This is a genomic window from Streptomyces sp. NPDC086147 (genome assembly GCF_040702165.1).
GTDB lineage: Bacteria > Actinomycetota > Actinomycetes > Streptomycetales > Streptomycetaceae > Streptomyces.
The window spans coordinates 397929-422158 of the sequence record NZ_JBFBJO010000001.1 but is presented as its reverse complement, the minus strand read 5'-3'; the positions used below and the strand labels follow the sequence as shown (position 1 = coordinate 422158).

Annotated in this window: 18 protein-coding genes; 4 read left to right on the top strand and 14 right to left on the bottom strand. The window is 74.2% G+C overall.

The annotated features are described in order from the left end of the window. Positions 1–8: 8 nt before the first annotated feature. The 5 genes from AB0398_RS02060 to AB0398_RS02040 form a co-directional block, all read right to left on the bottom strand. Positions 9–2579 carry a SpoIIE family protein phosphatase gene (locus tag AB0398_RS02060; RefSeq protein WP_366371584.1) on the bottom strand — a complete coding sequence of 857 codons (2571 nt, stop codon included), beginning with the start codon at positions 2577–2579 and terminating at the stop codon, positions 9–11. 144 nt (positions 2580–2723) lie between these two features. Continuing rightward, on the bottom strand, positions 2724–3146 hold the full coding sequence (locus AB0398_RS02055) for an ATP-binding protein (RefSeq protein WP_366371582.1): 423 nt from the start codon (positions 3144–3146) through the stop codon (positions 2724–2726). A 188-nt stretch (positions 3147–3334) separates the two neighbouring features. Continuing rightward, entirely contained in the window at positions 3335–3772 is a 438-nt protein-coding gene (locus AB0398_RS02050) for a (deoxy)nucleoside triphosphate pyrophosphohydrolase (protein ID WP_366371580.1), read from the bottom strand. Between the two features lie 46 nt (positions 3773–3818). After that, positions 3819–3998 (bottom strand): SPOR domain-containing protein, encoded by a 180-nt coding sequence (locus AB0398_RS02045; RefSeq protein WP_366371578.1) that lies wholly within the window; start codon positions 3996–3998, stop codon positions 3819–3821. A gap of 309 nt (positions 3999–4307) precedes the next feature. Next, positions 4308–5060 carry a GntR family transcriptional regulator gene (locus AB0398_RS02040; protein ID WP_366371577.1) on the bottom strand — a complete coding sequence of 251 codons (753 nt, stop codon included), beginning with the start codon at positions 5058–5060 and terminating at the stop codon, positions 4308–4310. A 291-nt stretch (positions 5061–5351) separates the two neighbouring features. Here AB0398_RS02040 and AB0398_RS02035 point away from each other — a divergent pair, with 291 nt between their 5' ends. Then, positions 5352–6704 carry a glycoside hydrolase family 18 protein gene (locus tag AB0398_RS02035; protein WP_366371575.1) on the top strand — a complete coding sequence of 451 codons (1353 nt, stop codon included), beginning with the start codon at positions 5352–5354 and terminating at the stop codon, positions 6702–6704. Between the two features lie 59 nt (positions 6705–6763). On the opposite strand, the gene AB0398_RS02030 is transcribed toward AB0398_RS02035, so the two are convergent. Further along, positions 6764–7924: a DUF4190 domain-containing protein gene (locus tag AB0398_RS02030; RefSeq protein ID WP_366371573.1), complete on the bottom strand. Its 1161-nt coding sequence runs from the start codon at positions 7922–7924 to the stop codon at positions 6764–6766. A 229-nt stretch (positions 7925–8153) separates the two neighbouring features. Continuing rightward, positions 8154–9725: a S8 family serine peptidase gene (locus AB0398_RS02025; protein ID WP_366371571.1), complete on the bottom strand. Its 1572-nt coding sequence runs from the start codon at positions 9723–9725 to the stop codon at positions 8154–8156. A gap of 190 nt (positions 9726–9915) precedes the next feature. Here AB0398_RS02025 and AB0398_RS02020 point away from each other — a divergent pair, with 190 nt between their 5' ends. Beyond that, on the top strand, positions 9916–11040 hold the full coding sequence (locus AB0398_RS02020; protein WP_366371569.1) for a pyridoxal-phosphate dependent enzyme: 1125 nt from the start codon (positions 9916–9918) through the stop codon (positions 11038–11040). Positions 11041–11098: 58 nt separating this feature from the next. Here the strand turns inward: AB0398_RS02020 and AB0398_RS02015 are convergent, their stop codons facing one another. From AB0398_RS02015 to AB0398_RS01990, 6 genes are all read right to left on the bottom strand, one after another. Next, positions 11099–11866 carry a DUF4232 domain-containing protein gene (locus tag AB0398_RS02015; RefSeq protein ID WP_366371568.1) on the bottom strand — a complete coding sequence of 256 codons (768 nt, stop codon included), beginning with the start codon at positions 11864–11866 and terminating at the stop codon, positions 11099–11101. 143 nt (positions 11867–12009) lie between these two features. Next, positions 12010–14658, bottom strand: a complete 2649-nt coding sequence (locus AB0398_RS02010; RefSeq protein ID WP_366372332.1) for a BTAD domain-containing putative transcriptional regulator — start codon at positions 14656–14658, stop codon at positions 12010–12012. A 611-nt stretch (positions 14659–15269) separates the two neighbouring features. Further along, positions 15270–16631 carry a DUF4407 domain-containing protein gene (locus AB0398_RS02005; protein WP_366371566.1) on the bottom strand — a complete coding sequence of 454 codons (1362 nt, stop codon included), beginning with the start codon at positions 16629–16631 and terminating at the stop codon, positions 15270–15272. Beyond that, complete coding sequence (locus AB0398_RS02000) at positions 16621–18384, bottom strand: hypothetical protein (protein ID WP_366371564.1); 1764 nt, start codon at positions 18382–18384, stop codon at positions 16621–16623. The genes AB0398_RS02005 and AB0398_RS02000 overlap by 11 nt, the downstream gene beginning before the upstream one ends. After that, entirely contained in the window at positions 18381–20543 is a 2163-nt protein-coding gene (locus AB0398_RS01995) for a hypothetical protein (protein ID WP_366371563.1), read from the bottom strand. Before AB0398_RS01995 ends, AB0398_RS02000 begins: the two co-directional genes overlap by 4 nt. An 88-nt stretch (positions 20544–20631) precedes the next feature. Next, the gene (locus AB0398_RS01990) at positions 20632–21537 is read right to left on the bottom strand and encodes a hypothetical protein (protein ID WP_366371561.1); all 906 of its coding nucleotides are present in this window, start codon (positions 21535–21537) and stop codon (positions 20632–20634) included. Positions 21538–21821: 284 nt separating this feature from the next. On the opposite strand from AB0398_RS01990, the gene AB0398_RS01985 reads away from it, so the two are divergent. Further along, entirely contained in the window at positions 21822–22460 is a 639-nt protein-coding gene (locus AB0398_RS01985; RefSeq protein WP_366371559.1) for a Pycsar system effector family protein, read from the top strand. Here the strand turns inward: AB0398_RS01985 and AB0398_RS01980 are convergent. After that, positions 22440–23198, bottom strand: coding sequence for a Crp/Fnr family transcriptional regulator (locus AB0398_RS01980; RefSeq protein WP_366371558.1), 759 nt, complete (start codon positions 23196–23198; stop codon positions 22440–22442). The genes AB0398_RS01985 and AB0398_RS01980 overlap by 21 nt on opposite strands. Positions 23199–23532: 334 nt before the next feature. On the opposite strand from AB0398_RS01980, the gene AB0398_RS01975 reads away from it, so the two are divergent. Continuing rightward, positions 23533–23790 (top strand): CPCC family cysteine-rich protein, encoded by a 258-nt coding sequence (locus AB0398_RS01975; protein WP_366371556.1) that lies wholly within the window; start codon positions 23533–23535, stop codon positions 23788–23790. Positions 23791–24230: the final 440 nt, after the last annotated feature.

Here is a 24230-nt window from a genome sequence, read left to right as displayed (position 1 = left end):
CGTACCCCTCAGAACATGCTGAGCAGCTGCTCCACCGTGGGTTCCGCCGCCTCCCCGCCCTCCGGCAGGGCCAGTTCGAACCAGACGGTCTTGCCGCGCGGGGTGCGGCGCGAGCCCCAGGAGGAGCTGAGCAGCCCGACGAGCTGGAGGCCCCGGCCGCCCTCGTCGGTGTCCTTGGCCCGGCGGCGGCGCGGCTGGACCAGGCCCGCGTCCCAGACCTCGCAGACGAGGGTGCGGTCGCGCAGCAGGCGCAGCCGGATCTCCCCCTCGCCGTAGCGCAGGGCGTTGGTGACGAGTTCGCTGACGAGGAGTTCGACGGTGTCGACGAGCGGTTCGAGGTCCCAGGCGGCGAGCTGGGCACGGGCGAGCTCGCGGGCCCGGCCGACCGAGCGGGGCTCCCTGGGCAGCCGCCAGTCGCCGACGGCCTCGGCGGGCAGTCCCTGGATCCTGGCCATGAGGAGGGCGATGTCGTCCTCGCCGTGCCCGGTGTTCAGGCTGGTGAGGACCCGGTCGCAGACGTCCTCCAGGGGACGGGACGGATCGGTGAGGGCGCGCCGGAAGGCGCTGAGGCCCTCATCCAGCGGATGGTCGCGGGACTCGACGAGGCCGTCGGTGTAGAGGGCCAGGAGGGCGCCCTCGGGGATCTCGACCTCGACCTCCTCGAAGGGCTCGCCGCCGACCCCGAGCGGCATCCCGGGGGGCACGTCGAGCAGCCGGGCCTCCTCGCCGGGTTCGACGAGCACCGGCGGGAGGTGGCCGGCGTTGGCGAAGGTGCAGCGGCGGGTGACCGGGTCGTAGACGGCGTAGACGCAGGTGGCGAGGTAGACCTCGGCGAGCTCGGGGCCGCGGTTCTTGTGCGCGCGGGACTGCTGGGTGCCGATGGGGGCGCCGAGGCCGCGGGCGATCTCGTCGAGGTGGGAGAGGACCTCGGCCGGTTCCAGGTCGAGCTGGGCGAGGGTGCGCACGGCGGTGCGCAGTTCGCCCATGGCGACGGCGGCGCGCAGGCCGCGGCCCATGACGTCCCCGATGACGAGGGCGGTGCGGTGGCCGGGGAGTTCGATGACGTCGAACCAGTCGCCGCCGACCTCGGTGGCGTCGGTGCCGGGGAGGTAGCGGCAGGCGATGTCGAGGCCCGCGGCCTCGGGGTCGCCGGGCGGGAGCAGGCTGCGCTGGAGGATCAGGGCCCGCTCGTGCTCGCGGCGGTAGAGGCGGGCGTTGTCGATGCAGACGGCGGCCCGGGCGGCGAGTTCGACGGCGAGGGCCCGGTCGCGCTCCCCGAAGGGTTCGCTGCCCTTGGCGCGGGAGAACTGGACGAGGCCGACGACGGTGTCGTGGGCGGTCATGGGGACGACCAGGGTGGACCGGGCGAGGTCGCCGTCCTCGCCCTGCACGGTGCGGATCCGGCCGGTGCGGAGGGCTCCGGCGTACGGGGAGTTGAAGGGGTAGCGGTGGACGGCGCCGACCTCGACGGGCGCGGTGCCCGGACAGTCGGCGTCCGGGGCGTGTTCCCCGCCGGTTCTGCGGGGGGTGTCGGAGACGGCGCTGGCGAAGGCGACCCGGCGCAGTTCGGCGCTGCCGGCCCCGTAGCCGACGTCGTGGGAGCTGCCCCAGCGGCCCGGCGGCGCCTCGTCGCCGGTCAGCAGGCCCTGGTAGAGGTCGACGGAGGCGAGGTCGCAGAAGCCGGGGACGGCGACGTCGAGGAGCTCGCGGGCGGTGGCCTCCAGGTCGAGGGAGTTGCCGATGCGGGCGCCGGCCTGGTTGAGGAGGGCGAGGTTGCGGCGGGCGCTGGCGGCCTCCCTGGCCGCGTTGTGGCGGCGGGTGACGTCGATGCCGAGGCCCGCGACGCCGATCGGGCGGCCGGAGCCGCTGTGCACGCGGTAGAGGTTGATGGACCAGTGACGGCGGTCCCTGGCGCCGGGGGCGGCACCGACGATCCTCAGGTCGGTGACGGACTCGCCGGTCTCCAGGACCTTCCGGAGGGCGGTGGTCATCCGCTCGGCCTCGGGCCGGCCCAGGTAGTCGTGGACGGTGCGGCCGCGGTGGTCGTCGGCGTCGCCGCCGAAGACGGTGGCGAAGCGCCGGTTGGCCCGCCGCACGGTGAGGTCGGTGTCGAAGAGGAGGAAGCCGAAGGGGGATTGGCCGAATATCGCCTGGGAGGCGGCGAGGTCGGTCTCGATGCGGCGGAGGGCGCGCACGTCGACGACGATGCACAGCGCGGCGCGTTCCCCGGTCTCGGTCTCGGTCGGCATGACGTACATCTCGGCCACGCCGTGCGGCTGTTCCTCGCCGGGCATGCGGAACGGGACGAGGCCCGTCCACTCCTTGCCGTCGAGGATCTCCTTGACCCTCCGGTGGCCGCGCTCGCGCAGGTCGGCGGGGACGAAGACCTCTACGGGGTCCTTGCCCCTGGCCTCCTCCGCGCTGACTCCGAAGAGGTCCACGGCCCTTCGGCTCCACTGCTCGACCAGGCCGTCGGGCCCGATCGAGAAGGAGGCCACCCGGATGTAGTCGTAGAGGGAGCCGGGCGGGCTGCTCTGCCACACGACGCCGCCGCTCGCCGTCCCAGGTATCTCGCTCACGCGACCGTCCCCTCCAGCTCACCGCACCGGACCGGCCATGCCCGCAGTATTCATTACGGCAGGCCCGGACGGCACGACGTTCACGATCACAGGGTGGTCTCGTTCGTTCCGTGCCGAGTACCGGTGATCGTCGTCCCACCCTCTTTACTCACCAGGGAGAGCCAGCTCGAACCATACGGTTTTGCCGACGCCCCCCATGCGGATCCCCCAGCGGCGGGCGGTGCAGGCCACGAGACCGAGGCCGCGGCCCCCCTCGTCGTCGGGTCCGGGGGCCTTCGCGGTCGGCGGATCCGGAAGCGGATCGGAGACCTCCACGAGCAGGGCCGTCGTGTGCGCCGGGTCGGCGGTGTCGGAGCGGACGCGGACCAGGCGGACCCCGATGGGGCCCGAGGCGTACCGCAGGGAGTTGGTCACCAGCTCGCTGACCAGCAGGACGGTCACGTCGCCGAGGGGGCCGTCGAGCTCCCAGGAGCGCAGGGTCTCGCGCACCGCGTGGCGGGCCGTGCGCACGGCGTTCGCCTCGGCCGGGAAGTTCCACTCGGCGCGGTCGCCGTCGGTGTAGATCACACCCGATCACTTCCCCAGCCGTGCGTCAGCAGGAAGGCCCACGTCCCCTTGCGAGGTACCAATGAGGACATACCCACCATTCGGGGCAAGTTATCCCACTGGGGGCGGTCACCGGCGCACGGTGGCACGAACGGCGTAGGGAGCCGGCCGCGCGCCCCGCCGGAGGGCGCACCGGGAGCCCCGTCGCTTCACGGGCCCCAGCGCTCCGGGAGCCTCAGCGCCGCCTCCGCCACGGCGGGCCGGTCCTGGTCGAGCCAGTCGACCGAGTCGACCTCCGGCCGGGCCAGCCAGCGCAGTTCGTCGTGGTCCTCCAGGGGGCGCGGTTCGCCGGAGAGCAGCCGGGCGGTCCACACCCGCAGGACGTAACCGGGCTTCAGCGGCCATTCGCCGGGGATGCGCTCCCCCGGTTCGACCTCCACGCCGAGCTCCTCCCGGAGCTCCCTGACCAGGGCCTCCTCCGGACTCTCGCCCGGTTCGAGCTTGCCGCCGGGCAGTTCCCAGCGGCCGGCGAGGTCGGCGGGGGCGCTGCGCCGCGCGGCGAGCAGGCGCCCCCGGTCGTACAGGGCGCCCGCGACGACGACCACGGGGCCTGCGTCGCGGTGGGTCTCGGTGGTGCGTTCCGTCATGGGCGCGAGCGTATCCGGGACCCGGGGACGGGGGTCCGCAGCCGGCTCAGAGGGCGGGACTGCCGATGCGCTCGACCCAGTAGAGCTGCTTGTGGCCCCGGGCGTCGAGGCCGTCCGCGACCTTCTGCGCCTCGGCCTCGGTCGCGTACCGCCCCACCCGGTAGCGGTTGCCGTTGTCGTCCTGCCGAATGACGAGCCAGGGGAGGACAGGGCCGCTGTCGGTCATCGGGCTCCTCCTGCCGCCGGTCCGGTTGTCGTCGTGGATCTCCGGGAAACCGCAATCCGCATATGCCGGAGCTTACGCCTGACCTTCACACAGCGGATACGGGTTTACACAAAGAGGCACGGTTCGGCCGGTTACCGATGGAAGGCGGCCGAAGTCAGGCCCCGGGAAACGGGGGCCGCGCGACCCGACGCCTCGTCACACCACGCCACACCACACCCGCACCGACCGGCCACGGGTGACGCACATGGGTGGCCGACATGCGCGACGGGCACGGACGGCGAGAGGCCCGCCGTCCGGTCCCACCCCGCGTCACCTCACCGGCAGGTGGTACGCGATCCGGTAGCGGTCGGCCGGGACCACCACGTCGGCGGTCTCGACGGCCCGGCCCGAGGCGTAGTAGGTCCGCTCCACCACCATCACCACGTGGCCGGGGACCCCGCCGAGCGTCAGGAGCTCCTCGGCGAGGCCGGGGCGGGCACCGACCTGCTCCACCACGTTGTCCACGACGACGTCGATGGCGGCCATCCGCTCGACGACCCCGCAGCCGCCCAGAGGGCCCTCCTCAGGCAGCATGACCGGGGTCCGGCCGGTGACGGCGAGGGGCTCCCAGGAGGTGGAGACCATCATGGGCTCGCCGCCGTCCCGGTACACGTACCGCGTGCGCATCACCCGCTCCCCCGGCTCGATGCCGAGCCGCCCGGCCACCTCCGGGCTCGCGGGCTCCTGCCCGCTGCTCGACTCCCAGGTGCCGCGGGCCCCTTCGGCCGCCTGCTCCTGCCGGAAGGGGCTGGCCCCGGCGGACGGGCGGTAGCCGGAGCGGGCGATCCGGCGCGGCACCGGGCGCTCCCGGACGTACGTCCCGGAGCCCGAGCGGCCCTCCACGAGCCCCTCGGCCATCAGTACCTTGCGGGCCTCCAGTGCGACGGTGTCCGACACCCCGTACTCCTCGCGGATGCGTGCCTGCGAGGGGAGACGGGTATGGGGCGGAAGCGAGCCGTTGGCGATCTTCTCCCGCAGATCGCTAGCCACGCGCAGGTAGGCGGGCTGCTCACCGAACGTCACTGGACACTCCCCTCAGGTTGACTTTCAGCTACAGCGTGACAACCGTGGGTCGCGGGCCGCAAGCATGGGCCAGAGTTTCACTCGAAGTGATGAAGCCCCGGCCGTACACCTTGATTACCCGAGGTCACCACTCGACGGATGCGTGCGCATCTCTTGACCCGTATTGGTACAGACCAATAACTTCCTCCCTGCGCCCCTCGCGCATCAGCCCTCCGCACGCCCGTCCCCGCACCCTCCACCCGCACGCGCTCCACCCGCACGCTCCATCCCGCCTCGCACAGGAACGAGCCCATGCGTCCCAGAGCCATGTCCAAGCTGACCTTCGGTGCGGCCACCGCCGTCACCCTCGGCCTCCTCGCCACCCTGGCCCCCGCCGCCGACGCGCACCAGGCCCCGCACGGGTCCGCCCACGAGCCCGCCCACGGGCAGGCCCTGAAGCGGATCGGCTACTTCACCCAATGGGGCATCTACGGAAGGAACTTCCAGGTCAAGGACCTGGAGACGAGCGGCACGGCCGCCAAGCTCAGCCACATCAACTACGCCTTCGGCGTGATCGGCCCGGACGGGAAGTGCCTCATGGGCAACGCCCCCGGCTCCGACCCGTGGGCCGACTACGTGCGCCCCGTCGACGCCGCGAACTCCGTGGACGGCGTCGGCGACACCGCCGACCAGCGCCTGGCCGGGAACTTCAACGAGCTGCGCGAGCTGAAGGCGAAGCACCCCGGGCTCAAGGTCATGATCTCGCTGGGCGGCTGGAGCGGCTCCGCGCACTTCTCCGACGCGGTGCGCACGGACGCCGGCCGCAAGGCCCTCGTGGCCTCCTGCATCGACACGTACGTCAAGGGGAACCTGCCCGTCGACGGCGCCCGCGGCGGCGCCGGGGCGGCCGCCGGGATCTTCGACGGCATCGACCTCGACTGGGAGTGGCCGGGCTCGGACGGCGCCCCGGGGAACGTGATCCGCCCCGAGGACAAGCCCAACTTCACCAAGCTCGTACGGGAGTTCCGCGTCCAGCTCGACGCCTACGGGCGCTCCCTGAAGAAGCGGAAGCACTACGAGCTGAGCGCGTACGTGCCCACCGCCCCCGCCAAGATCGACGCGGGCTTCGAGGTCGCGAAGATCATGCGGGACTTCGACTTCGTGAACCTCCAGGGCTACGACTTCCACGTCTCCGGCGAGCCGAAGACCGGCCAGCAGTCCGCGCTGTACGCGAAGGACGACTTCAGCGTCGACCAGACGGTCAAGGCCTGGCTGCGGCGCGGCGCCCCCGCCCGCAAGCTCGTGGTCGGCATGCCCTTCTACGGGCAGGGCTGGACCGGGGTCACCGGCGGCGGCAACGGCCTCGGCAAGCCCGCGGCCGGCCCCGCCCCCGCCACCTGGACGGCGGGCTCCGAGGACTACAAGTTCCTGAAGCGGCTGGCGGAGTCGGGGACGTACAAGCTCCACCGGGGCGAGCGGAACGGGCACGCCTGGCTCTTCGACGGCACCACCCTGTGGACCTACGACGACCCCACCGTGCTGCGCACCAAGGCCGCCTACGTCCGGCAGAACGGGCTCGCCGGCGCGATGGTCTGGTCCCTCGACGGGGACACCCCGGACGGCGAGCTGATCACCGCCATCGACCGGGGCCTGAACCGGCGCTGACCCCCGCTCCCGTGTCCGGCCGCCGGGCGGCGGCCGGACACGGGAGGGCGGGCGGCGCCTCAGGCCGAGGTGCCCACGCCCTCCGGCGGGGCGTCCGTCAGCCCGAGCGCGCCCCGCGCCTTCGCCCCGTCGGGCAGGACCTCGTAGGCCGTCTCGTACACCTCCCAGTACGCGTCGGAGTCGGCCGCCGTCGCCAGCGCGCGCCACTGCTTCGAGGCCGCGGCGAGGTCCTTCCGGAGCGCGGCGACCGGCTCCGTGGAGGCGCCGGGCCAGTAGTGTTTCCCGAGGCTCCCGTGCGCGCCGTCGATCGCCGCCAGGACCTCGCCGGCCCAGGCCTTGTTGGCCGCGAGGGCCTCTTCGGGGTCCTCCTCCGGCTCCCGGTAGAGGGCCGCCTCGATCGGGTTCACGGACTTCAGGAAGTGCGTCTGGTCGCCGCTCAGGGTGGTGGCGTCGGAGCGCACCGAGCCGCTGAACCGCTTCTTCTCGGCGGCGAGCGCGCAGATCACGGTCCGGTCGCCGAGCTTCCAGCTCTGGCTGCTGGGCAGGTAGTAGAAGAGCCAGACGTCCTCGGGGACCGCCCAGGTGTCCATCGCGTACGCGAGGTTGACCGTCTCGCAGCGCTTCTCCGCGATCGCGTCGATCGCGTCCTCGCCGGGCCACGTGGTGAAGCCCGTGACCTTGAAGCCGCCGGTGACCTCGCCGTCGTGCGGGCTCGCGCAGTCGACGACGGTGACCTCCGTCGCGTACTCCGCCGACTTGCTGCGGTCGTCGAAGCACTGGCCGGTGCGCAGCGAGAACGGGGACTTCGAGCGGGAGGCCTCGTCGACGCCCTCCTTGAAGCCGTTCCACGCCGAGGAGAAGCCGCCGGTCACAAGTCCGATCACGAGGAGCAGGCAGCTGACGGCGGAGAACACCATGCCCGTGATCGCGAGCGGCCTGCCCGCCTGGTCCTTCTTCCTGATCTGCGGGAGGGCGACGAGGCCCAGGATCAGGCCGAGGGGCGGGAGGCAGCAGACGATGCCGGAGACGAGGGAGGCGACGGCGAGTCCGTTGGTGGACCGCGCGGGCCGCCCGTAGGGACCGGGGCCGCCGGGCGGGCCGTAGGGGCCGGCCGCGTAGGGCATTCCCGGGGAGGTGTACGGCCCCGGGGCGGTCCACCCCTGCGGCTGCGGGCCCCCGGGGGGCGGCGTGGGCGGCGGGGCCGGCTGGGTCGGGTCCACGGGTGGGTGCTCCTGCGGGGCGGTGGTGCGAACAGGCGAACGAGCGCGCATCGTACGCGGTCGGACGGCGCGCCGTCGCGCGCGTTCTCGTCGCGGAGCCGCACGCGCGCGGGGCGGAGTCGTGTGTGTGCGTACGCCGGAGAGGAGGGCCGCCGCACGGCCGGAGGGGCGGCCGCCCGCAGGCGACCGCCCCTCGTCGTTCAGGGCTCGCGGAGCCCGGGTGCCCGGGTCAGAACTGCAGGCCCCAGGAGTCGATCTTGCCGGTGTCGTAGGTCGCGTTGTCCGTGACCCGCAGCTTCCAGGTGCCGTTGGCGACCTCCGAGGAGGCGTTCACGGTGTACGTGGTGTTGATGTTGTCCGTGCTGCCGCCGGTGCCGAAGGCCTTCAGCGTGTACGCCGAGCCGTCGGGGGCGATCAGCTGGACCTGGAGGTCGCCGATGTAGGTGTGGACGATGTTCACCGGCACCTTGAGGGCGGCGGGGGCGTTGCCGGTGACGCCGGTGACGGCGATCGGGGACTCGACGGTCGCGTTGTCGGCGACGGCGTAGTCCGTAGCGTTCTCGAAGTTCTTGCCGGGCGGCGGGGTGGTGCCGCCGTCACCGACGTACAGGAGCCGGTTCGGGGAGCCGGAGCCCGGGTTGGTGACGACGTTCGGGGTGGCGGCGGTCGTCAGGGCCGTGGAGACCTGGGCCGGGGTGGCCGTCGGGTTGGCGGCGAGGTAGAGCGCGGCGGCGCCGGCGACGTGCGGGGTCGCCATCGACGTGCCGGAGATGGTGTTGGTGGCCGAGTCGCTGGTGTTCCAGGACGAGGTGATGGAGGAGCCCGGCGCGAAGATGTCCAGGATCGAGCCGTAGTTGGAGTAGCTGGCGCGGGCGTCGGTGTTCGTCGTGGCGCCGACCGTGATGGCCTCCGCGACGCGCGCCGGCGAGTAGTTGGAGGCGTTGGCGCCGTCGTTGCCCGCCGCGACCGCGTAGGTGACGCCGGAGGCGATCGACCTGCGGACGGCCTCGTCGAGGACGCTGTCGACGCCGCCGCCGAGGCTCATGTTGGCGACGGCCGGCTTGACGGCGTTCTGCGTCACCCAGTCGATGCCGGCGACGACCTGGGCGGTGGTGCCGGAGCCCTGGTTGTTGAGGACGCGGACGCCGACGATCTTCGCCTTCTTGGCGACGCCGTACGAGGTGCCCGCGACGGTGCCGGCCACGTGGGTGCCGTGGCCGTGGCCGTCCTGGGACACGTTGTCGTTGTCGACGGCGTCGAAGCCGTTGAAGGCGCGGCCGCCGAAGTCGCCGTGGCTGATGCGGACACCGGTGTCGATGACGTACGCCGTGACGCCCTGGCCCGCCGCGTCCGGGTAGGTGTAGCTCTGGTTCAGCGGGAGGGCCTTCTGGTCGATCCGGTCGAGGCCCCAGGACGGCGGGGAGGGCTGCGTCGCGTCGATGGTGAAGACGCGGTCCTGGACGACCGACTTGACGGCCGGGTCCGCCGCGAGCTTCTTCGCCTGCGCCTCGGAGAGCTCGATCGCGTAGCCGTTGACCGCCGAGGTGTACGTGCGCTTGATCTTCGCGCCGAACCTGGCGGGGATCGCGCGGCCCTTCGCGGTCTCCGCCGGGGCGGACTCGTCGAGGGTGACGATGTAGCTGCCCGGGACGGTGTCCGCGGCTCCGGCGTTCTCGATGACGCCTTCCGGGGCGGCCGGGGCGGCGGTGGCCGGGAGGGCGGAGAGCGAGCCGAGGCCCAGTGCGGCGGCCACGACGGCGGCGGCGGCGATTCTGCGACGCGAGTCACGCATCACTGACATGTGAGGGGTCCTCCTCATTGGTGGTGCGCTGCTGTGGGGGTACGACAGGGACATGACAAGAAGACATGAGGTGTCCGCGCCGTTTCGCATGTCCGGCTGTCGAGCGAAAGGTTGGCGGATCCATAGGAATCGCACAAGGGTGCTCGGCGCCCCGTAACGTCCGCGCCACACGGCTGCCATCCTGGGTCCCATGACCGCCTACACGTGCCCCCGGTGCCTCGTTTCCTCGCCCGTGTCCGCGCTCACCTGGCGTTGTCCGAAGTGCCGCGGCCCGTGGGACCTCGACTTCGCGAGCACACCGGTCTCCCTCCCGTCACTCGCGTCACGTGTGAATTCATTGTGGCGTTACGCGGAGGCGCTGCCTCCGATGCCGTGCGCGCCCGAGGTGACCCTCGGGGAGGGCCGGACGCCCCTCGTCCCGCTCAAGGAGTCGGCCTCGGGATCGGTTTCGGCCAAGCTCGACTTCCTCATGCCGACCCTGTCGTTCAAGGACCGGGGCGCGGTGGTGCTCGCCGCGCACGCCCTGCGCCTGGCGCGCGCCGGCGGCCTCGACCGGGTCGTGGCCGACAGCAGCGGGAACGCGGGCACGGCCGCCGCCGCGTACTGCGCGCGGGCCGGACTCGACTGCCGCGTGTACGTCCCCGGGGGCACCTCCCCGAAGAAGCTGGAGCAGATCCGGGCGCACGGCGCCGAGGTGGTCGAGGTGCCCGGCGACCGCGAGGCCACGGCCCGCGCGGCCCGGGAGGCCGCCGACGAGCCCGGCACCTTCTACGCCTCCCACGTGTACAACCCGTACTTCACCCAGGGCACCAAGACCTATGTGTACGAGCTGTGGGAGGAGCTCGGCGGGCGGCTGCCCGACACGATCGTCGTCCCCGTCGGCAACGGCACCCTGCTCCTCGGCGCCGCCCTCGCCCTCGACGAGCTGCACCGCCACGGGCTCGTGGACACCCGGCCCGCGCTCGTCGCCGTGCAGGCGGAGGCCGTGTCCCCGCTGGCCGAGGCGTTCCACGCGGGCGCGGACGACATCGCCGGGCCCGCCGCGGTCCGTCCCACCCTCGCCGAGGGCATCGCGATCCCGGCGCCGCCCCGGGCCCGGCAGATCCTGCGGGCGGTACGGGCGACGGGCGGCACGTTCCTGACGGTGCCGGAGGAACGGATCCGCGCCGCCCAGCGGGACCTGGCGCGGCGCGGTCTCTTCGTGGAGGCCACCGGCACGGCCTGCTGGGCGGCGGTGGACGCGGCCCCGCCGCGCCCCGGCCTCACGGTGGTGCCGCTGTGCGGGGCGGGGGCGAAGACGGGCCTGGCGCCCTGAGGGAGCCCCTGACCCGTGACGGCCCCGACCGCCCCGTACCGGTCGGAACTCGTACCGATCAGAACTCGTCGGCGCCGTTGCGCAGTTCGTACGTCCAGTAGCCCGTCTTCGCGGCGGCCTCGTCGACCGCGAGGCCGCCGGCCGGGGCCTTGACCACGACGCTGCCCTCGGCCGGGCCGTCGGAGGCGAAGAGGTTCACGGTGAACTCCTTCACCACCTTGTTGTCCTCGTGGACGCCGCCGAGGGAGATCCGCACGTTGGCGTACGCGGACTCGCCGTTCTTCACCACGACCGGAGCGGCAGGCCTGCTCTTCGCCACGGCCGGGATGTCCTTGGCCGTCTGGATCGGGCCGAAGGCGAGCAGCGGGTGCTTCAGCAGGGTGCAGGCGCGGCCGGAGACGTTGGTGGCGGTGAGGACGACGTGCTCGGTCGGCACCTCGTCCGCCTTCTCCGCCGTCACCTCGACGTCGCCGTAGGCGCAGGCCGGGGCCTTGGCGGCGGTCTTGCCGCCGGTGGTGGAGCCGGTGGACGCGGCGGAGGCGGTCGTGCCCTTGCCGCCGCCCGTGGAGCCACCGGCCGTGGCGCCGCCGGTCGCGGAACCGCCGGCGGTGGCGCCGCCGGTCGTGGCGGTCGAGCCGCCGGCGGAGCCCGAGCCGCTTTCGGCGGGGGTCGTGCCGTCGCCCGTGCCGGCGGCGGCCTGCGGGGCGGAGCTCGCGCTCCCGGCGTCCTTGGCCCCGGTGTCGGAGCCGCCGCAGGCGGTCAGGCCCAGCGACAGGGCGGCGATGGCGGCGGCGGCCAGGACGGTGCTCTTGCGGTGGTGGCGCACGGTGGTTCTCCCCCGGGAAGCGGTCGGTCGGCGCGCGTGCGGTACCCGCGCGCCGGTGCACCCTTTCGGTGCGTACGCACCGGTTCGTCGATCGGTGCTGTATCCAGCTTTCCGTCCCGTACTGCCGTCCCGCTTACGTGCCGCTAACGATCGGCTGACAGGCGCGAAAGGCGGGCGGCGGCGCGCGCCGATCCCTCGGGGAAGCCGGCCTTCTCGGAGGCCACGATCGCGCGTTCCAGCTGGTCGGTGGCTTCTTCGAGGCGTCCGATCCCGGCCAGCGCCTCGCCCCGGACGATCTGGAGCTGGGCCCGCACGACCACCGCGTCGGGGGCGGCGAGTTCCTCCGCGCGCAGGGTGTGCGCGAGCGCCGCCTCGTACTCCTGCGCCTTCAGGCAGTGGCCCGCCAGGTGCTGGAGGGTGAGGACCTGGGTGGAGGGGTGGTTGGTGCGGTCGGCGAGCGAGACCGCGTGCAGCATGAGCAGGCCGGCCCGCTCGTGCTTCCCGACGGCGTCCAGGACGGCGGCGTGGTTGACGTGGGCGATGGCCTCGCTGACCGCGTCGCCCGCGCGGGCGGCCAGACCGGGCGCCTTCTCCAGGTGGACGAGCGCCTCGGCGTTCCGGCCCTCCGCGTGCAGGATCCAGCCGAGCAGCGCCCTGGTGCGGGACTGCGCGTCGGCGTCGCCGACCCGCTCGGCGGAGGCGAGCCCGGCCTCCAGGAGCGGGGTCCAGCCGTCCCCGATCCGCATGAGCATCAGCGGCCACTGGACCAGGGCGAGCCGCCAGGCCCGGTCGTGCAGGCCGAGGGCGGCCGCGGCGGTGACCGCGCCCTCCAGGGCGGCGCGCTCGGCCACGTACCAGTCGAGGGCCGCCGTGCGGTCCTCGAACTCCCGCGTGGCGGCGGGGCGGCGGGCGTCGGCGGGCAGCGCGTAGCAGGGCTGGGAGCCCGGCTCGGCGGCGGCGTCGGCCGCGAGCCCGGTGTAGAGGTAGTGGTCGAGGAGGCGGGGCAGCCCCTCGGGGTCGGCCCGCGGGGCGAGGTGGCGGGCGTAGAGGCGGACGAGGTCGTGCGGGGTCCAGCGGCCGGGGACGGCCTCGGTGAGCAGGTGCGCGGCGGCGAGCCGGTCCAGGTCGGCGGAGGCCTGCGCGGGCGAGGTCCCGGCGAGCGCGCCCGCCGCGAACCGGTCCAGGTCGGCGCCGGTGTGCAGGCCGAGCGCGCGGAACGTGCGGGCGGCGGAGTCGGGCAGCTGCTGCACGGTGAGGCGAAGGGCGGCGGAGACGCCCCGGTCCTCGACGTCGAGGAGGGTCAGCCTGCCCTGCTCGTCGGCGAGCTCGCCGACCATCGCGCCGAGGGTCCAGGCCGGCCGCTCGGCGAGCCGGGCCGCCGTCACCCGCAGCGCGAGCGGCAGCCCGTCGCAGAGTCCGGCGAGCCGCGCCGCGGCGGCGGGCTCGGCCGCGATCCGGTCCTCGCCGAGGACGGTGGCGAGCAGGGCGGCGGCGTCGGCCTCCGGCAGGTGGCCGAGCGGCACCGGCCGGGCGGCGTCGGAGGCGATCAGACCGCCGAGCCGGTCGCGGCTGGTGACCAGGGTCGCGCAGTGGTCGCCGCCGGGCAGCAGCGGTCTGACCTGCCCGGAGGAGCGGGCGTTGTCGAGGACGACGAGCAGCCTGCGCTCGGCGGTGAGGGAACGGAAGAGGGCGCCCCGCGCCTCGACGCTCTCCGGGATCCGCCGGTCCGGGACGCCGAGCGCGAGCAGGAACTCGCGCAGGACGGCGGCGGTCTCGGGCGCGGGGGTCTCGCTGAAGCCCTTCAGGTCGGCGAAGAGCCGCCCGTCGGGGAAGCCGGCGCGCCGCTCGTACGCCCAGTGGACGGCGAAGGCGGTCTTGCCGACGCCCGCCGGCCCGGTGACGAGGCAGACGGGCCCGTCCCCGCCCCGGACCGCCCGGTCGAGCGCGGCCAGCTCGGCGCCGCGTCCGGTGAAGCCGCGCGGCGGCCGGGGCAGGCCCTCGGGGGCCGGGACCTCGGCGGGCGGGGCGACGGGGCGGGCCGCGGGGGCGGGCTCCGCGGCGCGCAGCAGCGTCGCGTACGCCTCGCTCAGCGTCTCGCCGGGGTCGACGCCCAGCTCCTCGGCGAGCAGCCGCCGGGTCCGGTGGTACCAGTCGATCGCGTCGGACTGGCGGCCGGAACGGCCGAGGGCCAGCATCAGGGCGGCCGCGAGGGACTCGCGCAGGGGGTGGGCGACGGCCTCGGTCCGCAGCACGGCGGCGGCCCTGGCGTGCTCGCCGAGCTGCCCGTACGCCTGCGCCAGCGCCTCCACGGAGGCGAGCCGCAGCTCTTCGAGACCGGTGGCGGCGGCCTCCAGGGGCCGGCTGTGGACGGTGCCGGTGAGCGCGGGGCCCTGCCAGTACGACAGTGCCTCCCGCAGCATCCGGACCGCGTCGGCGGGCTGCCGCTGCACCCCGGCGAGCCCCACCAGCTCCTCGAACCGGTGCACGTCCACCAGCGACTCCGGCATCCGCAGCACGTACGCGGAGCCCTGGGTGGCGAGCTCGACCCCGTACGCCTCGGCCCCGTGCTCGGCGAGGAGGGCCCGCAGCCGCGAGACGTGCCCCTGGAGCACGGTCCTGGCGTGGGTGGGCGGCTCCTCCTCCCAGAGGGCGTCGGTCAACTGTCCTACGTTCACCGCGCTGTTGGGGCGCAGCAGGAGCATGGCGAGAAGGCTGGACCGCTTGGCGGGTCCCAGGGCGACGTCGCCCTCCTCCGTCACCATCGCAACGGAGCCGAGCAGCCGGAACTCCACCTTCACACCTCCGCGATCACGCACCCCCGTCTTCCCCGGCAGTCGAGGATACGTGGGGGAAGAGGGTCGTCCGCGACGCGGAGTTGCCCCGTACCGCCCGCGTCGGCCGAATCCGGACGTGGTGTTTCCCACAGGGGCGCACGGTGGTCCGGCCGGTGATCGCGGGGGTGGGCGGGGGGGGGTACGGACCCCGGGTCCGGAGGGCCGCGCCTCGGACGTACCCGTTCCCGACGGCGCGCCGGCCGAGCTGGAAGCGGCTGCGGGCGTCCGGCTTCTCCATGAGTTCCGAGATCAGGTGCCGCTCGCCGCGCGGGGAGATGCCCGGGCGGCGGGCAGCGGCCCCGTCCGTGTGGCCACGGGCCAGGAGGCGCAGCAGTTTCGCGGGACTGCGAGCCGGGGTCCTCCGGGCCGCGCCGGGGGGCAGTGCCTCCTCCCCCCCGCCCCCCCCGGCCGGCGTCGGAACCCGGCTTCACGCGGCCCGGAACGCCCGTCACCGCTCGCCGGGTGTCACGAAGGTGCATGGCACGGGTGTGCCGGGAGGCGCCGTCGCGCCCCCCGGCCTCTGCCCGTACCCGTGCCTCAGACGGCCGACGGCGGTCGACCGTCGGCCGTCACTCGCCCAGGAGCCTGGCGGTGCGGGCGTCGAGTTCCTCCCGGACCGTGCGGGCGTGCTCGGCCCGCGCCTTGTAGCGGGCGTGGCCCAGCCGGGCCTTGTCCTCCTCGGCGCGCACCTCGGCCGCGTAGCGCCGGACCTCGTGGTCGATGGAGGCGACCTGGCGCTGCACGTCCTGGTCCTCCAGGTGGATGCGCTGGTTGGCCTCGCGCCGTTCGCCGAGCCTGCGGTCGTACTCGGACGGGCCGCTCATCAGCTTGGCGAGGACCGGCATGGCGTCGACCAGGAGCAGCACGGCGTGCAGCAGGAACATCACGAAGAGCGCGAACCCGTCGGACCAGGCCACCGCGGACAGCGCGTCGGCGCGCAGGAGCAGTCCGTCGTGCTGCTGGGACGCCTGCCGCTCGGCGACCTTCGCGTCGATCGCCTTCTTGACGTCGGCGCGGTAGTCGGTGCCGGTGGCGACCAGTTGCCCGGACAGGACGTCGCCCTTGGCGACGAGCTCGGCCCGCTTCGCCTCGTACTCGGTGATCTTGCCCGCCCGCCGGTACGCGGTGGTGTCGGCGCGGGCGCGCTCGCAGGTCTCGGTGGTGTCCCGGCCGTTGCCGCGCCGGATCCACCGCTCCTCGGCGCACTCGTAGCGTTCCGTGGTCAGCTTCTTGTCGAGGGCGTCGTTGTACGTCTTGATCTGCCCGTCGAGGCGGGCGACGGCGGCGGTGTTGTCGGCGATGTCCGCCCTGATCGAGGCCGGCGCGCCCTTCACCGTGAGGTGGAACCCGCCGCACTCCGCGCGGTTCGTCGTGTCCTTGCCGTCCGGGGGGTTGCAGGCGGTGAGGCCTCCCCGGAAGTCGGCGAGGTCCCGCTCCCTGCCGATCGCCATCTCCTGGCGTATCTCCCGGTCGAAGACCTGGAACAGCAGCGGTTCGGCGATGGTGAGCCCGAGCACCACGGAGAGGAACAGGCGCGGCACCAGCATGCGGACCGCCCGTCCGCCGGTGTAGCCGTGGGTGCTGGAGACCAGCCAGCTGTCCAGGGCGAGGACGATCCACGCCCAGACGACGCCGACGAGGATCGCCACCACGGCCGGCGTGCCCTCCCGGATCGTGCCGATCGCCATGGCCATGGAGGCCCCGCCGAGCAGCGCGGTGTTGAGGACGATGGCGCCGTACCAGGTGTAGCGGGCGCGCTCGGCGCTCTCGCGGTCGAGGATCTCCTCGCGTATGCCGATCAGCCGGCGCAGGAACACGGCGGGGCCGCGGCCGGCAGGCCGGCCGCCCCGGGGACGGCGGGCGGGACCGGTCTCGGCCGCCCACGCGTCGTAGTCCTCCTCGGGCGGGCGTACGGGGGTGTCAGCGGCCACGCTCCTCCCTCCCCGCTTCACCGAGGTCGTCGTCGGCCGTCAGGAGGCGGGCGGAGCCGTCGGCTTCGTCGGGACCGGCACCCCGGCCCCGGTCGTACTCCCGCTCCCCGTCGTACCCCCGGCCCCGGTCGCGCTCCCCTTCGGCCGCGGCACGGCCGGCGCGGTCGTAGCCGTCGCGGCGCCGCTCCTCGTACCGACCGCCCCGGTACCGCTCGTCGTCGTACCGACCGCCCTCGTACCGCTCCTCGTCGTACGGGTCGTCACGGCGTCCGTCGCGCGGGGCGGCGTCCTCCCGGCCGGATCCCCCCTTCCTCCCCCGCTCCTCCTCCTTCTCCCGCTCCTTCCACTCCTCCTTCCCGTACGGCTCGCCGTCGCCCTCCCCCAGCTGCGGCGGCGCGGCGGCCGCGGCCACCTGCCCGGCGTCGGGGCGCGGCTCCTCGTCGATGAGGCCCTGGCCGGAGCTGAGGCGCTCGACGAAGGCGCGGGCGTCGATCGGCGCGTTGTCGAGGAGGCCGCGGTTGATCATCTGCCGGCCCAGCTCCTGGTTGATGCCGGCGCGCCGCTCGGCCTGGTGACGCCGCTCGGCGCGCTCGGCCAGCACGTCCTCGCGCCGCTCGGCGCGCTGCCGCCGCCTGTCCTCGCGGTCCTCGGCCCGGCGCTCGCGCTGCTCCTCCCGGGCGGCGTCGAGCTCGGCGCGCCGGTCCTGGCGGTCGACCTCCCGGTGCCGGTCGTCCCGGTCCAGGCTGTAGCGGAGGTCCTCCTGTTCGGCGCGGCGGCGCCGGTCGGCGTACTCCCAGTGGCGCTCCTCGTCCTCGCGCTGCCGGTCGCGCCGTGCCCGGTCGGCCTCGCGCTGCCGGTCGGCCAGCTCCGAGTAGGAGATCTCCCCCCTGCTCCGGGCGAGGACGTCGGCGTTGTCCGCGTCGGTGCCGAAGTCGTCGAGGTCCTTGATCGCCTCGACGCGGGAGAACTCGTTCTCCCTGCGCTTGAGCTTGTGGCTGTAGTGCTGGTCCTCGGCGTCGGTCCGCTGGGCGTACGTCCGCTTCAGGTCCTCGATCTCCTGCCGGTACCGCACCTCCATGGCCTCGCGCTCGTGCTCCATCAGCTCCCGCTCGCGGCGCACCGCCTCCTTCACGCGGTCCTGCTCGGCCTCGCGCCGCTCCTCGTCGGCGAGGCGCTGCTGGGCGGCGAACTCCTCAGGGGTGAGGACCGTCAGGTACGGGTCGCCGACGGCGAGCCCGGCGATCCTCGGCGGTTCCATCTCCAGGTAGGCGGTCAGCCGGGCGGTGAGCCGCCGGGACACCTCCTTGCCGCGTCCGAGCGGCCACTCCTGGGTGACGTCGGTGAGTCCGGGCAGCGCCCGGAGGTAGCCGAGGAGCCGGGACTCCACGTCGGTGACGCCCTCGCGGACGACGGCCACGGGATCGGTGACGGTGCAGTGGAAGGCGACCTGGACGGTGAAGCCGTCGGTCTCGGCGGACGGCACCTCGGTGCCGACGGTGACGGGCACGGCGGTGCGGCAGTCGACGACCGTGACCGAGCCGGCGCTCAGGACCGCCTCGTCCTCGGGTCCGCGGACGCCGTGGTCCGTGAGGTACTGGTCGCCGGTGCGGTAGACGAGCACCTGGTGGGCGGCGACGCGGGGCAGCTCGTCGTGGGAACGGGCCGGCCGGTTCCAGAAGTGGCGTCCGGTGCGGGGCGCGGGGGCGAGCACGCGTTCCTCGACCAGCGGATAGGTCCTGTGGATCGTGGTCATCGTGGGTGGCTGTCCTTCACACTGTTCAGGGCGCCGAGCAGGACCGCGACGTGCTCGGGTCGCGCGGCGCGGGCGTGACGGGAAACCGCGAGTTGACCCAGCTCACTAGCTAACAAGGGGAGTTCAACCGGCGGAAGCGCGGCGGCGAGGGCACGACCGAGTCGTGTGGCCACCGCGGTGGGGTCGGAGGCCACGGCGGGCAGGGCGCCGACCGTGGCGAGCAGGGCGGAGAGGGCGCTCCGGCGCAGCGGCCGGTAGCGGAGGGCGGCCGCCCACAGTTCGGCGACGACCTCGGTCTCCTCGGGCCGGTCGGCGACGTAGCGGGCGACGGCGGGGCGGCCCGAGAGCCGCTCGGTGGCGCCGAAGACGTACAGGACGGTTTCGAGGGCGAGCAGGCCCGTCGCCGAGTAGGCGGCGGCCCGGGTGCGCTGCTCCTTCCTGATCCGGTGCGCCAGGGCGTCGAGCACGATGCCGGCGTCCTCCTGACAGTCGACGAGCGTCAGGAAGAGCTGCGCCCACGCCCGCAGTCCGGACGCGCGCTCCTCGTGCTTGTCGAGCACGCCGCTGCGGAGCACCGCCCAGAGCCACTTCACCGCGTCGGTGGGGAAGGTGGCGCCGAGCTGGCCGCCGAAGGCCACGAGCGCGGTGCCCCGCAGGGTGGGATGGGTGGACTGCGCCCAGGTGCGGACCAGGGTGAGCGCCGCGGCCGCCTGCGTCTCGTCCAGGCACATGTACCACAGCACGTACGCCGCGATGGTCTGTCCGGTCCGGCCGCTCCTCCCGCGCGCCCACGGGTCGAGGTAGCTCTGCACGACCTCGTCGAAGGCGGTGTGGCCGAGCAGCGTGAGCCCGGAGGCGATGGAGTGCTGGAGGACGGGGTCGGGGTCGGCGCCGACGACCACGTCCAGCCACTGCCGGACCGCGTCCCAGTACTCGATGGGGTGGTCGCGCCACAGCTCCTGGAGCACCCAGCGGCGCAGCTCGACGTCGGCGAAGACCATGACCTCCCGGGTGGTCGCCCCGTAGACCTGCATCTCGGTGGTGATCAGGGGGTTGCGGGCGAGCGAGCGGCGCCGGTCCGCCGGCCGGGCGCGCCGGGCCGGCCGCCGGTCCCGCCCGTCGGGGGCGGCGGACCGCTCGGCGGTGTCGGGGGCGGCGGGGCCGGAGGACGCCGGCCCGTCCTCCGGTGTGAAGTACACCGGTTCGAGGAGCCGTTCCAGGGTGTCCTGGAGCGACTCGAAGGCGCGCCGTCCGACGCCGGGGGCGAAGGCGAGGGTGGTGACTTCGGCGATCTCCCGCAGGCTCCGCCCCTCGTCGGCGCCGAACCACTCGTGGACCGCCTGCGGCGCGGCGCCGCTGTGCTCCTTCCACACCTGGTCGGGGTCGGCGCCCGCCGCGATCCGCTGCGCCGCCTCGGCGACGACCGCGATCGGACAGCGGGGCGGGATGCCGGCGACGGCCCGCTCCACGCTCTCCCGGGGGGCACGGGCCTGGACCAGCCGGGCCCGTACCACCTTGTCGAGGGCCGGGGGCCGCCACGGCAGGTGGCGCACCGCCTCCGGGGCGCGCCCGGACACGGCGTGCACGGTGGTGATCACCAGGTGGGCGCGGTGGCTGCGCAGTTGGTCGCGGACCCGGCGCCAGGAGAAGTCCGCGGACGGCTCGGCGGCGTCTCCCGCGGTGCCGGCGGCCCCGGTGCGGTCGAGGACGACGTACCCGACGCCCGCCTCGAAGGTGCGCTCCGCGAGCTGGTCGAGGCCGATGTCGGGCGAGAGCACCACGTAGTCGGCGGAGGGCCCGACCGTCTCGCGGAGCAGGGCGACCGCGCCGGAGCGCTTGCCCGTGCCCCGGGGCCCGGTCAGCACGACGACGCCGGTACGGGACAGCTCGCGGGCCGCGCCGTCGAAGCAGTCGGGGCGGATGTACGAGCGCAGCAGCGCGTCGACCTCGTCGCCGTCGAGGAGACCGGTGGCCCGGGCCCGCCCGGACCGCTCGGTGGCGGTGGCGATGCCGAAGTGGGCGCGCCCGTGGTACTGGGGGCCGTAGAAGTTGTTGTAGACGCGGTAGTCGCCGTCGGAGGGGGACGGAGGCGCGGAGGCCTCGGGGCCCGGGCGGGGGCCGTCGTCCTCGCCCGCCGGCTGCCGGATCCCGTCGGCCATGTCCTCTCCTCCCTCCCCGCTCCCGTGCCCCTCCGCCGGCCGGTCCGTGGACCTCACGCGCGCACCCCCGTCCCCTCGCCCACACGGATCACTTGGAGATGCCGAAGACGACGTTCCCGTTGATGACGGTTCCGTACAAATGGGTGGAGACGGAATCGCCTCCGCTCCTGACGGGCTCGGCCTGCGGCGCGGGCGCGGTCTGCGCGGCGGGCTCGGCCGCCGACGCGGCGGATTCGGCTGCGCGCGCGGCGGGTTCGGCCGTCTGCGCGGCGGGACCGGCTGCCTGCGCGGCGGGCCCGCCGGAGCCCGGAACGGGCCCGTGACCGGCACCGGCCCCAGCACTGGCACCGACACCGGCCCCGGAACCGACACCCGGCTCCGGATTCCCCAGGTCCAGCGCGTGGACGTCGTACCCGGGCACCCACAGCCAGGCCCGGCCCCGGTACTCCTTCTTCTCGACGACGACCTCGCGGAACTCCTCCGGCCGGAAGTTGGTGTACCCCTGGGCGACGAGCTCCGTGAAGACCGGCGCGGTCAGCGCGACGGCGAGCGCGGCGTCGGGGGCCGCGGCGAGGGCCCGGCGCAGCGGGTCGCTCTCCAGGATGCGGGAGATCTCGACGGGACCCGGGCCCGCGAACCCGCTGGGGGCCTCGGAGGCCGGACCGAAGTGCACGGCGGCGCGCAGCGCGAGCCGCGCGCCGGGCACCCGGTCGCGGTTGTGGGCGCGCAACCCGGCGTCCAGCCGGCGCATGAACGGCTCGACGAGCGCCTGTTCGTCGGAACCGGTCGGCAGCACGGCGAACTCGGAGTCCCCGGCGGCCTGCCGCACCCAGGAGGCGCGGTCGAGCCCCGCCGCCTCGGCAGCCTCGGAGAGGAGCCGGGGCAGTGCCGTCTGGATCCCGCGCTGTCGCGCGGTGTCCACGCTGCCGTATCCCCGCGCGTCGACGGCCAGCAGGAGCCGCCTGTCGAACACGCCCATCGCACCTACGGACATCCCGTCCTCCTCGTCCGTCACATCGGGAGGGACAGCATGCCGTACCACCAACTCACTTGCGAAAAAGAAGAGTTGCGCGGTGTGAGATGGCACGGCATGCCGCTCCCGGACCGCTGCCCACCCCCGTGGAGCACCGGTCGCCCTGCCAGTCGTACACCCGGGCGGGGGACCGCACCCCGTGGAAGTACGGGATCTCGCCGAGTGGCCCGATCCCGTAGAAGTGCCTGGTCCGTCCGGCGCGGCGGCGGCTCAATGGAAGTCCGTTCGAGCCGCCTGGAGGTCCCGTGACATCCGCCCCGACCGCCGAGACCGCGCCGACACCCGCACCCTCCGGGACCGCACCGGCATCCGCTCCCTCCGAGACGGCGACGACACCCGCCCCCTCGGAGACCGCACCGGCGCCCGTTCCCACCGAGGGCGCGCCCGCGCGCGCCCCGCGCACGATGCTGCCCGTCCTGCAGGCGGCGCACCAGCACGCCGACACCAAGGCCGGCATCCTCTCCGCCGCGCAGGCGGCCCTGGTGGGAACGGCGGGCGCGTGGAGCGAGGCGGCGCTCGACGGCTGGCGGCGCGGCGGCCCGCTCGGCTGGACGGCGGGGGCGCTGCTCGTCCTCTTCGCCTGCGGCCTCTTCGGCGGCGCGGTCTCGCTCGCCCTGGCGCTCCGGCCGCGCGTCTGGCGGCCCACCGGCCCCAACGGCTACAGCTTCGTCTCGCTGGCCGCGGCCTCGGACCCGCCACAGCCGGGAACCACCCCCACGCCCACCCCGTCCGACGAGGACGAGCGGCAGTTGCGCGCGATGGTCCACTTCCTTTCCGAGGTGGCGCTGCGGAAGTACCGCTGCGTGACGGCGGCCGTGGTCTGCACCGCGGTGATGGGAACCGCCGCGGGGCTCTGCCTGCTGCTACGGCCGCTCTTCGGCTGATCCGCGGGGCCGGCGCGGGGCGGGCGGCACCACGGGCTCGGCGAGTTCGGCGACGCGGGCGAGCCGGGCGAGGTCGTGGACGGTGGTCGTGCGGTATCCGGTACTGAGCAGCCCCTCGTCCCGCAGGTCGCGCAGCCCCTTGTGGACGGTGGTCTCGGCGGCGCCGGTGAGGGCGGCGAGTTCGGGCTGGGTGAGCTGGAAGCCGATCACGTGGCCGCCGCCCGACCGGGGACGGCCGTACGCGACGGCCAGTTCCACCAGCAGCCGGGCGAGACGCACCTTGACCGTGTAGCCCCGGAAATCGAGCCGCCGCCGATTGGCCCAGCGCAGCCGGTCGGCCACGATCCGGGTCAGCGCCATGGCCACCTCGGGCCGCCGCATCATGAGCCCGCGCAGGGCGTCGGGCCCGATCACCCTCGCCCGCAGCGGCCCGCAGGCCACCACTCCGGCCGACCGCGGCGCCCCGTCGAGCGCCGCCATCTCCCCCACGCTGTCACCGCCGACCCGGACGGCGAGCAGCGACTCCTGCCCGTTCTCCACGGTCGCGGTGACCTTGGCGAACCCGCTGAGGATCACGTACAGATGCCGGTCCGTGGCGCCCTCGGTAAGCAGCACGCCACCGGATCCGAACGTCAACTCCGACCCCAGCCGGAGCAGTTCGGCCCGCGCGGGAGCGGGCAGCACCCCGAGCAGACTCCGGTCCGGCCATCCCCACTCCCCGCCCGGCTCCACACCCACGCCTCCGCTCTCCACCCGCCCAGGCTAGATCCTCCCCCCACGAATGCACCCGCCCGTACGGAACCGGCACCCTCGCCGGAACCGCGGCCACGCACGACACGGACCGCGAGAAACCCGGCGGCCGCCCACGGGCCTCTCGCGGACCGGCCGACAACGCCGGGGCGGAGAAATCCATGGCACCCCGGCGAGCCCTGCGACGAGACTGCGCGGGTGAGCGATTCCCACCCCTGCCCGTGCTGCGGGCACCGCGTGCTGGGCGCGATGCCCGGCTCGGACGAGATCTGCCCCCGTCTGCTTCTGGGAGGACGACGGGGTCCAGTTCCGCCGGCCGGCCATGGCGGGCGGGGCGAACAAGGTCTCGCTGATCGAGGCCCAGCGCAACTACCAGGACTTCGGCGCCTGCGACGAACGAGGCCTTCGGCACGTCCGCCCTCCGACCGAGGACGAACCGCTCGACCCCGCCTGGCGCCCCATCGACCTGGCACGGGATTCCTTCGAGGACTGGGCAGCCGAGGAGCGCGCCCCGTGGCCCGAGGACCTCTCGGTGCTCTGCTGGTGGCTGCCCGCTTTCTGGCGCCGGGCCCACTCATGACCACCCGCATCGAGAGACTCGTCAAGCAACTCGACGACTCGACCGGCCCGTCCTACGACGCCCGCGCGGCACTGATCGACATCGGCCCCGACGCCGTCCCCGCCCTCGTCGACGCACTGCCCTCCCTCGGCGGCTTCGGGCAGCTGACCGCACGTACGGCGTCCCCAATACCGACCCGGACCGGGAAATCGACTGGACCTCGCCCTGGGAGCACCTGGTCGAAGAGTCCCGCACCCGGCCCCTACTGAAAGCCTCCGAAGCGCCCGCCGACGACAGCATCTTCGTCGCCCCGAGCCGGATAAACCGCACCGACCCGCAGCCGGAAAGGTGACCGGTATCGTTCCGGCCCCCGAGGAGACCGGCTACGGCTACGCAATCGAACGCTGTGACTTCGTGAACGGCCGGGCCCGTCCGCGATTCCGTCATTCTCGATCACTCTG